This is a genomic window from Paenarthrobacter sp. NPDC089988, assembly GCF_044748465.1.
Classification (GTDB): Bacteria; Actinomycetota; Actinomycetes; order Actinomycetales; family Micrococcaceae; genus Arthrobacter.
The window spans coordinates 56,257-66,100 of sequence record NZ_JBIVGD010000022.1 but is presented as its reverse complement, the minus strand read 5'-3'; the positions used below and the strand labels follow the sequence as shown (position 1 = coordinate 66,100).

The following is a 9,844-nucleotide window of genomic DNA, read 5'->3' as shown; positions in this document are numbered from 1 at the left end:
ACACCCCCGTGGAGCACGAACTGCTGCTCACCACGGACCAACCTCAGCCGGCACAAGCCGCCTGACCAACTGTCCACAACTTGCGGGCAACCCCAAGTGAAGGAGGATCGGGCTAAAAGGGGTGTTCGGTGAGAGAGCGTTGGAATTAGGATCGCCAGATGGGACTCCTTACTTTCAGCATCAACGTCACTCTGGATGGCTGCGTCGATCATCGGGAGGGCATCGCCGACGACGAGACGCATGCCCACTTCACGCGCCTCCTGGAGCAGTGCGGCGCCATGCTCTGGGGCCGCACCACGTACGAGATGATGGAAGCCTACTGGCCGCTGGTGGCCCGCGGCGAGGTCGATGCGCCGCCGGCCCTGAAGGAGTGGGCGGACAAGTTGGAGACGAAGCCGAAGTACGTGGTGTCTTCCACAAGAAGCGACTTTACGTGGACCAACAGCCACCACCTGACCGGCGAGTTGCGGGCAGCCGTCCAGGAACTCAAGGACAACACTCCCGACGGTGTGCTGGTGGGCAGCGGCAAGCTGGCCACGGAGCTGGACCGGCTGGACCTGATCGACGAGTACAAGTTCCTGGTCCACCCCATGATCACCGGCCACGGCCCCACCCTCTATCAGGGCGGACTGCCGGGCACGCGGCGTCTCGAGCTGGTCGAGGCGGTGCCGCTCAGCAACGGAGCAGTGGCCATGCACTACCGCCGGGCTGCTTAGGGGCTTACGCACGACGGCGGCGGGAGCCTGAGCGGGCACGGGGGGAAGTTCGTACTCCCAGCGCAGAGTGGTCCGCAGCACAAACCTGCCCTGGGCGGAATGAGCAGGCCCGGCCCGGCGTTGTCCCGGACATGCACAAGAAACGGATCGGCTTCCTTTCCTTCGGCCATTGGGCCCGCGTCCCCGGCTCGCTGGTTCCCACGGCGGGGGAGGCCCTGAAACAGGGGATCGAGCTCGCGGTCGAGGCCGAGAAACTGGGCATTGATGGCGCGTTCTTCCGAGTGCACCACTTTGCCCGGCAGCAGGCTTCGCCCTTCCCGCTCCTGAGTGCCATCGCAGCACGTACTAGTCGCATCGAGATGGGTACGGGCGTGATCGACATGCGCTACGAAAACCCGCTCTACATGGCGGAGGAAGCCGCGGCCACCGACCTGATCAGCGACGGCAGGCTGCAGCTCGGCGTGAGCCGGGGTTCACCCGAGCCCGCACTGAACGGCGCCTCCAATTTCGGTTACGTTCCCGCCGAGGGCGAGGACGGTGGCGAGATGGCACGCCGCCATACTGCGCTGTTCCGGAAGGCCATTGCAGGCCATGGCGTGGCCCAGGCGGACCCGCATTACGCCGGAGGAGCTACCGGGCTGCTCCCCATCCAGCCGCAGTCGCCCGGCCTTCCGCAACGAATTTGGTGGGGCGCCGGCACCCGCAAGACTGCGGTGTGGGCTGCCGAGCAAGGCATGAACCTCATGAGCTCCACACTCCTTACCGAGGACACCGGTGTGCCCTTCGACCAACTCCAGGCCGAACAGATCCAGATGTTCAGGGATGCCTGGGCAGCTGCGGGTTACGACTTCGAGCCGAGGGTTTCCGTAAGCCGCAGCGTCATTCCGATCGTGGACGCGGAGGACAACCACTACTTCGGCCTTCGCGCGCAGGCCGACCGCGAGGACCAAGTGGGGATCCTGGACGGTGCCCTGTCCCGCTTCGGCAAGAGCTACATCGGCTCCCCGGACCAGCTTGCCGTGGAACTCGCGCAGGATGCTGCGGTCCAGGCAGCGGACACGGTATTGCTAACGGTTCCGAACCAGTTGGGCGTGGAGTACAACGCCAAGCTCCTGGGGAATGTGGCCAAGCACGTCGCCCCTGCGTTCGGCTGGAGTCCGGCGTTGGAGGCACCATAGGGGAACACTTTTTGTGACGCTGCATTACCCAGCGTTACCGGTTGTGTCCGGGCCTTTGAAGCATGTTACGCGCCAGCCCTACAGTTTTTTCATGGCAATTCAGGACATTTACCCCACCGCACTCCGGCTGCTTGGCCGCCCGGTGCTGGTGGTGGGCGGCGGACCCGTCGCGGCACGCCGTGCCAAGGGACTGCTCGACGCCGGAGCGAAAGTTACGGTGGTCGCTCCCGTTGCCTCCGGGAAACTCAATGCCTTGGTCGATTCAGGCCTGCTCACGTGGGAGCCGCGCGAGTACCGCACGGAAGACCTCGACGGCGTCTGGTTCGTCCAGACTGCCACCGGCATTCCCGCCGTGGACACCCAGGTAGCGAACGACGCCGAGGCGCAGCGCATCTGGTGCGTCAACGCCTCCGATCATGAATCATCGGCCGCGTGGACCCCTGCCGTGGCCGTGGTGGACGACGTCAAGATCGCCATTAACGCCGGGGGAGATCCGCGCCGCGCCATGGCCCTGCGTGATGCCGTCGCCACGGCACTCGAAACCGGGGACCTGCCGCTGCGCAGGCACCGCAAGCCCGGATCGAATGGTTCGGTAGCCCTCATCGGTGGCGGCCCTGGCGACTCGGGACTCATCACCGTCCGCGGTCGCCGCCTGCTGGGCCAGGCCGACGTCGTGGTTGCCGACCGTCTTGGACCGCGCGGGCTGCTGGCGGAATTGGCGCCGGACGTCCGAGTGATCGAGGTCGGCAAGACTCCCGGCCACCACCCCGTCCCGCAGCTTGAGATCAACCGCATCCTCGTGGAGGAAGCCCTCAAGGGCAACCGCGTGGTACGTCTCAAAGGCGGAGACCCCTACGTTCTGGGCCGCGGTGGCGAGGAAGCAGAATTCTGCCGGCAGAACGGCGTCGAGGTTGAAGTGGTGTCCGGCGTGACATCCGCTATCTCGGTCCCCGCCGCGGCCGGCATCCCCGTGACCCACCGCGGACTGGCCAAGGGCTTCAGCATGGTGACCGGCCATGAAGAGCTGTCCGAAGTCCCTGCACGCCCCGACCACACTGTGGTGTTGCTCATGGGAGTGGCCCAATTGCGCGAGTCCGCGGCCGCCTTGGCCGGCTCGGGTCTGCCTTTGGACACTCCAGTAGGTATCGTAGAAAACGGGTATTTGCCGGAACAGCGCGTCACCATCGGCACCTTGGAGACCATCGCGGACCAGGCGGAAGCCGTCGGCGTGGCCAATCCAGCGGTGATTGTCATTGGCGATGTTGTCCGTGTCAGCCCATTTGCGCCCCAACACTTCAAGACCGCTGACTACAGCACTATTACCCCCAACCGTCCCCGCGTCCGCACTAACTGAGAACAAGAAGGAACACAGCCGTGTCAATTAGCACCCCCGTAGGTTCTGCGGACCGTCCGCTTCGCGTCGCCGTCATCGGCTCCGGCCCGGCCGGCGTGTACGCAGCTGACATCCTGACCAAGAGCGAAGCAGTCAAGAGCGGCGAACTCACCGTCAGCATCGACCTCTTTGACCGCTACCCGGCACCGTACGGCCTGATCCGCTACGGTGTGGCCCCGGACCACCCCCGCATCAAGGGCATCGTGAACGCCCTCCACAAGGTGCTGGACCGCGGCGACATCCGTTTCTTCGGCAACGTGGACTACGGCACGGACCTCTCCATCGAGGACCTCCGCAAACACTACGACGCCATCATCTTCGCAACAGGCGCCATCAAGGACGCGGACCTGAACATCCCGGGCATTGAGCTTGAGGGTTCCTTCGGCGGTGCCGACTTCGTCTCCTGGTTCGATGGACACCCGGATGTTTCCCGCGAATGGCCGCTGGAAGCCACTGAAATCGCTGTCCTCGGCAACGGCAACGTGGCCCTCGACGTGGCCCGTGTCCTCTCCAAGCACGCCGATGACCTGCTGGTCACCGAAATCCCGGACAACGTCTACGCCGGCTTGAAGGCCTCTCCTGTCACGGACGTCCACGTCTTTGGCCGCCGCGGCCCGGCACAGGTGAAGTTCACCCCGCTGGAACTCCGCGAACTCTCGCACTCCAAGGACGTTGACATCATCCTCTACGCCGAGGACTTCGAGTTCGACGAAGCCTCGGACGAGGCCATCCAAAGCAACAACCAGGTCAAGACCATGGTTGGCACGCTCACCAACTGGATCGCCGAGCAGCCCGAGGACCTCTCGGAGCTCAAGGCTTCCCGCCGCCTGCACCTGCACTTCCTGCACAGCCCGGTGGAGATCGTGGACTCCCCGGAGACCCCGGGCAAGGTGGCCGGCATCAAGTTCGAGCGCACCGAGCTGGACGGCACGGGCAACGCCCGCGGCACCGGCGAATTCATTGACTACCCGGTCCAGGCCGTGTACCGCGCCATCGGCTACTTCGGTTCGGCCCTGCCGGATGTTGAGTTCGACCACAAGAAGGGCGTCGTAACGAACGACGGCGGCCGCGTCCTGGACGCTGACGGCCGGCACGTTCCGGGCCTCTATGCAACGGGCTGGATCAAGCGTGGTCCGGTTGGCCTCATCGGCCACACCAAGGGCGACGCACTCGAGACCGTCACGTACCTCCTCGAGGACCGCGAAAACCTGCCGTTCGCCGAGGTTCCCTCCGCCGACGCCGTGGTGGAACTCCTGGATTCCCGCGGCGTGCAGTTCACCAGCTGGGAAGGCTGGCTCGCACTTGACGCCCACGAACTCGCCCTCGGCGCAGCGGCCACCGAGGCCGGCACCTCGCACGGTGTTGAGGTCAAGCGTGAGCGCATCAAGGTTGTTCCGCGCGAGGAAATGGTCAGCATCTCCCGCGACGGCGTAGCTGCGCAGGTCTAGTTCCATCGCGACAGCGGGGCCACTCAATGTGAGTGGCCCTGCTGCTGTTTAAGGGCCAACAGGCGGCGGTAACCTGAGTCATGGACGTCGTCGTCATCGAAACACCCCAGCTGGGTGACCGCAGCTATCTGGTGCACGACGGCTCGCTTGCACTCGTGATCGACCCCCAACGGGACATTGACCGGGTGGAAGCGGCTGCCCTTTCTGCAGGGGTCCGCATCACCCACGTGGCGGAAACCCACCTGCACAATGACTACGTCACCGGCGGCCTGGTCCTCGCGGATAAGTACGGCGCCTCCTACCTGGTCAATGCCGAGGATCATGTTTCGTTTGCGCGGACGCCGATCGCGGACGGCGACGTCTTTTCTGTGGGACGCCTGTCCGTGCGCGTGGTCGCCACCCCGGGCCACACGCACACGCACCTTGCGTACGTGGTGCGTGATGTAGCGGACGACGGCGGCGCGGAGGCTGTGTTTTCCGGCGGCAGCTTGCTCTACGGCTCGGTGGGGCGGACGGACCTGGTGTCCCCGGAAGATACGGCCGTGTTGGCGCGCGCCCAGTATTCGTCCGTCCGGCGCTTGGTATCTTCTGCGTCCGGGGCGGCCGCCCTCTATCCAACACACGGCTTTGGTTCCTTCTGTTCCATTGGCCCGGCCAGCCACCAGGATGCATCCACCCTGGGGGAGCAGGCGACGTCCAACCATGCCCTGACCGACCCGAGCGAAGAGCACTTCGTGGCAGAGCTCCTGGCAAACATCACGGCTTACCCCGCCTACTACGCGCACATGAGCCCCCTCAACGCTGCGGGCCCTGCTCCCGCGGATCTTGACCTTCCGGAGTCAGTGCGGCCGGAAGAGCTTACACGGCGACTCCGCGCAGGGGAGTGGGTGGTGGACCTGCGGCACCGGGTAGCTTTCGCGGAAGACCACCTGGAGGGCAGCGTGGCTTTCGAATACGGGAACGGCTCCAACTTCACCAGCTACCTGGGCTGGGTGATTCCTTGGGAACAGCCGCTCACGCTTATGGGGTCCCACGAAGAAGTGCAAAAGGCGATCCGCGACCTTGCCAGGATCGGCATCGAAAGCCCGGACGCCGCCGTCGGGCCTGAACCGGATGCCTTGGCTCCGGGTGTGCGGCGACGGAGCTACCCTCTCGGTGACTGGAGCCTGCTGCTGAAGGAGCGGGCGGTCGATGACGTGGTCCTTGATGTGCGGCGGCCGGACGAATTCCTCGCCTCGCATGTGGAGGGAGCCCTCAACGTGCCCGCTTATGAGCTCCTCACGAGGATCACTGAGTTGCCCGGGACCAGGATCTGGGTGCACTGCGCCACCGGCTACAGGGCCAGTGTTGCCGCGAGCCTGCTGGACCGTTCCGGGCGCGACGTCGTGCTTATCAACGCCCGGTTCAAGGATGCGGCCGAAGCCGGGATCAGGCTCGCACTGTGATTGTCAGGAGTCGATGGGCGACTTGTCCGCGCAGAAGTCCAGGTTCCGGTAGACGCTGGAAACGGCCGCCTCAGGATCATGTGCCTCAAGGGCGTCCACCAGCTCATCGTGGCCCTCGCGGGGGATTCCGTTGAAGCCGTCCACGCGCTGCTGGCGGAGGAGATCGTTGTGGAACACGCCGCCAAAGGAGACGTATAGCTGGTGAAGCAGCGGATTGCCGGACGCCTGGGCCACGCGCTCGTGAAACTCCCAATCGGCGCCTGCCCACGTGGGGTAGTCTTCGGCGAGCCAGGCATCGTGACGGAGTGCCAGGAGCCTGCGCATTTCCGCGATATCCTCCGCCGTAGCGTGCTTGACGGCCAAGCGGGCCGCCTGGGTGTCCAGGCCCAGGCGTACTTCCACGATGTGTTCCTGCGTGTGCTCCTGGTACATGCGCTGGGCGGCGCCCGAAATCTCGCTGTTGGCCCGCACATAGGTGCCGTCCCCGCGGCGCACTTCCAGCATGCCGGAGTGTGCCAAAGCCTTGATGGCCTCACGCAGGGTGCCCCGCGAAACGCCCAGGGTGGCCATGAGCTCGGGCTCGGCCGGGATGCGTTCCTGCAATGGCCATTCACCGGATTTGATCATGTCCCGCAGCTTGGCGGTGATCTCCTCGGCCAGGACCGGGCGATGCGAAGGGGTAAGGGTCATGCCGTCCTCGGTTGGGTCTTGGATGCCGTGCGCTTGCTGGTGAGCAGGTGGCAGGTAACCATGAGCGCCACGGCCACGATGGACAGCAGGCTCAACGGCAACACCCAGCCACCGGTGGCGCTGTGGAGCAGCCCCATGCCAAAGGGGCCGATTGCCGCAATCAAGTATCCCAGTGATTGGGCGATGGTGGAGAGTGCCGTGGTCTCAGCGGTGGAGCCGCCGCTACGGCTGATGATCACCAGGACCAGCGGGAAGATGCCCAGCCCGAAGCCGAACAGGACGGCCGGGATGACGGCGAGCGAAGTGGGCAACCACAGCATGGTGCCGATGGCCACCAAGGTGGAGCTGCTGGCCAGGTACAAAGCGGGGCGCAGCATGCCGGGCCGGGAACCGAAAGCCAGCAGGACCATGCCGGCAGCAACGGAGACCAGCTGCATCACGCCGAACTGCAGCCCACTCTCGGAAGCGCTGAGGCCCTGTGACGTCAGGATGTAGGCGAACCAGCTCATCACGGCGTAGGCAAGGAAAGCCTGGAAGGTGAAGATCGCGGTGATGAGGATGCCAAGGCGGGTGCGCAGCAGGGGCCACATGGACACCCGGGGACGATCCGTCTTGGCGGCATTTCGGTGGCTGTGCAGGACTACGGGCAGGAAACCGAGGAGTGCGGCCACGCCCAGCAATCCCCAGGCTGCCAAGCCCATGGACGGCGAACCAAGCTGCTGCGCCAACGGAACGCTCACGGCCGCTGCGAACGTGGCGCCACCGGACATGGTGAACGTATAGAGACCGGTCATCATGGAGGTGCGTTCGGAGTAGTGCTCACGGATGAGCGAAGGCATGGCCACGTTGCACACCGCCAGCCCGGACATGGCAAGCACCGTGCCGCCCAGGAGTGCCCCGGTGGCGGGAACACCGCGTACCAAGAGCCCTGCGGCCAGCAGTGCCAACGCGATGAAGATGGCCTTTTCAACGCCTACCCGGCGGGTCAGCCACGAGGTTCCCAGCCCGGCCACGGCGAAGCAGAGCAGGGGAATGGAGGGCAGAATCGAGGCCACCAAAGCGCCATAGCCCAGGAACTGCTGCAGCTCATGGAAGAGCGCGGCGGCGCTGGTGATGCCGGCACGCAGATTGAGGCCGATGAGCACCACGGCAATAATGCCGACGACGGCGACGACGCGCGTCTTGGGTGCGCGGGCGCTGGCTGCCGGAGCAGCGGCAGTGCCGGCGGGGGAGATCGTAGGGATGTTTCCTGTCGTCGTAGTGAGTGAAGTCGTCGCCATGTTTAAAGGTTAGACGTTTGACGTCTAATGTCCAGACTTCTGTGGCGAATCTCTCCAGCGTGAAAGGCTGAGTGCGGTCCGGCACCCAACGGGAGTGCCGCCGTCGAACGTCTACCGGGGGTTGCGCGACCCCAGGCGCTGGACCGCCAAAGCCAGCCACAGCTGCACCCGGTCCTGGGTCTGGGAGGGGTCGTATCCGGTGAGCTCGGTGATCTGGGCCAGGCGGTAGCGGACCGTGTTCCGGTGCAGCGTCAGAGCCTCGGCCACGGCCGCCACGGAACCGTTGTGGTTCAGGTAGCTCTCCAGCGTGGCAACCAGCTCGGCACCATGGGCCGCGTCGAACTTGCGCAGGGGAGTGAGGGACTCGCTGGCCATGTCTGCCAGCGGAACGTCCTCGCTCGCCAAGAGCAGTGACGTCAAACTCAGGCGCTCCGGCTCGTTGACCGGCAGACCATGCGCCACGGCGTCGCGGGCCTCGAAGTAGCTCCACCGCAGGCCGTTCGGCTTGGTGTAGGCGCCGCCGATGCCGATCACGGCGTGGATTCCCGCCTCCTGGAGGTGGTCGCTGAGGCTCTTTGCCAGCGCAGTGGCCGAACTGCCGTCGTCAGTCACTACTGTCACCAGGTCCTTCCCGACGACGGCGCTCACGCCACCTTCCAGCGCCTGGGGCAGCGAGATGCTGACCAGTTGTTTGTGGTGGGCTGTGGATTCGGCAACCAGCACCACGTTCTTCCGGGTGCTGTTGATGCCCACACCGGCCAAACGGCGGGCGGCTTCAATGGTCTCGAGGGTTCCGTGGATGACGTCGTCCAGCACCTGCCCTGCCATGGCGCGCTGGGCCTGCCGCTGCTTGACCATGTTGTTGAGTTCCACGCTGATGAGGTTCTGCGCGTAGCTCACAATGCCGGAGTCGATGAACGGCTGCCGCAACCAGAGCGTGCAGGCGTCGCGGCGGCCTGTGGGGATCGGATAGGAGGCCCAGCCCTCCGCGGTGGGGGCCGGCTTTCCGGGCACGCTGTTGTAGAGCTGTGCGCTGAACTGGGTGAGCACAACGTCCGTGCGCAGCATGCTGCCAAGTTGCTTCAGCAGTTCTGCCAGTCCGCCGCCGGTGAGGAGGGCGCGGGCAAGGATCTGGTGGCCGGCCAGGAGCCTTTCCAGGTTGGAGTAGTGGTCTGCTGAGTGCGATTCGGCCACGAGCTTGCCGATGGCGATGAACGGAATCGCGTACGGCACCTCAACCAAGGGCAATCCCCAACGGTTGGCCTCGGCGATGAGGGGTTCCGGAACGGCTTCGTGGGTGAGCCCGATGCCAAAGCCGATGCCCACGGCGCCCGCACGCTGGACCTGCCGGACAAAGCGCCGTTGGTCCGCGGCACTCTTGAGGCGCAGGCCGGTGGTGAGGACCAGTTCGCCGCCACTGAGGAAGCGTTGCGGGTCCTCGAGTTCGGTCACTGCCACCCAGCTGATGTCCTGGTTCCATGTGGTCTCCGCAGCGCCCGTTTTCCGGAGTTTCAGGGAGGGGACAGCAAGGAGGGAAGCGAGGGACATGGCCATGGATACAAGGGTAACCCGGCACTGGGCAAGCGCACTAAGAGCCGGGTTCGGGAGTGTGCAGCTGACTATTCCGTGGGGCACCTCACTGGCATAGGCTCTGATCAGCTAACCAGCCCATGCCAACACACCGAAAGAGGGTT

Annotated in this window: 8 protein-coding genes; 5 read left to right on the top strand and 3 right to left on the bottom strand. The window is 65.2% G+C overall.

Features of this window, described 5'->3' with window-relative positions:
- Positions 1-158 precede the first annotated feature (158 nt).
- From ACIPV6_RS20625 to ACIPV6_RS20605, 5 genes are all read left to right on the top strand, one after another.
- A complete protein-coding gene (locus ACIPV6_RS20625; protein WP_400272683.1) occupies positions 159-716 on the top strand; it encodes a dihydrofolate reductase family protein in 558 nt (185 codons plus the stop codon).
- A 131-nt stretch (positions 717-847) separates the two neighbouring features.
- Positions 848-1,894, top strand: a complete 1,047-nt coding sequence (locus ACIPV6_RS20620; protein WP_400272682.1) for an LLM class flavin-dependent oxidoreductase — start codon at positions 848-850, stop codon at positions 1,892-1,894.
- A 91-nt stretch (positions 1,895-1,985) separates the two neighbouring features.
- On the top strand, positions 1,986-3,248 hold the full coding sequence (gene cobA, locus ACIPV6_RS20615; RefSeq protein ID WP_400272681.1) for a uroporphyrinogen-III C-methyltransferase: 1,263 nt from the start codon (positions 1,986-1,988) through the stop codon (positions 3,246-3,248).
- Positions 3,249-3,268: 20 nt separating this feature from the next.
- Positions 3,269-4,735, top strand: coding sequence for an FAD-dependent oxidoreductase (locus ACIPV6_RS20610; RefSeq protein ID WP_400272680.1), 1,467 nt, complete (start codon positions 3,269-3,271; stop codon positions 4,733-4,735).
- An 80-nt stretch (positions 4,736-4,815) separates the two neighbouring features.
- Positions 4,816-6,180 (top strand): rhodanese-like domain-containing protein, encoded by a 1,365-nt coding sequence (locus tag ACIPV6_RS20605; RefSeq protein ID WP_400272679.1) that lies wholly within the window; start codon positions 4,816-4,818, stop codon positions 6,178-6,180.
- A gap of 3 nt (positions 6,181-6,183) precedes the next feature.
- On the opposite strand, the gene ACIPV6_RS20600 is transcribed toward ACIPV6_RS20605, so the two are convergent.
- The 3 genes from ACIPV6_RS20600 to ACIPV6_RS20590 form a co-directional block, all read right to left on the bottom strand.
- Entirely contained in the window at positions 6,184-6,870 is a 687-nt protein-coding gene (locus ACIPV6_RS20600) for a FadR/GntR family transcriptional regulator (protein WP_400272678.1), read from the bottom strand.
- A complete protein-coding gene (locus ACIPV6_RS20595) occupies positions 6,867-8,150 on the bottom strand; it encodes an MFS transporter (protein ID WP_400272677.1) in 1,284 nt (427 codons plus the stop codon). The genes ACIPV6_RS20600 and ACIPV6_RS20595 overlap by 4 nt, the downstream gene beginning before the upstream one ends.
- 111 nt (positions 8,151-8,261) lie before the next feature.
- Entirely contained in the window at positions 8,262-9,704 is a 1,443-nt protein-coding gene (locus ACIPV6_RS20590; RefSeq protein ID WP_400272676.1) for a PucR family transcriptional regulator, read from the bottom strand.
- Positions 9,705-9,844 lie beyond the last annotated feature (140 nt).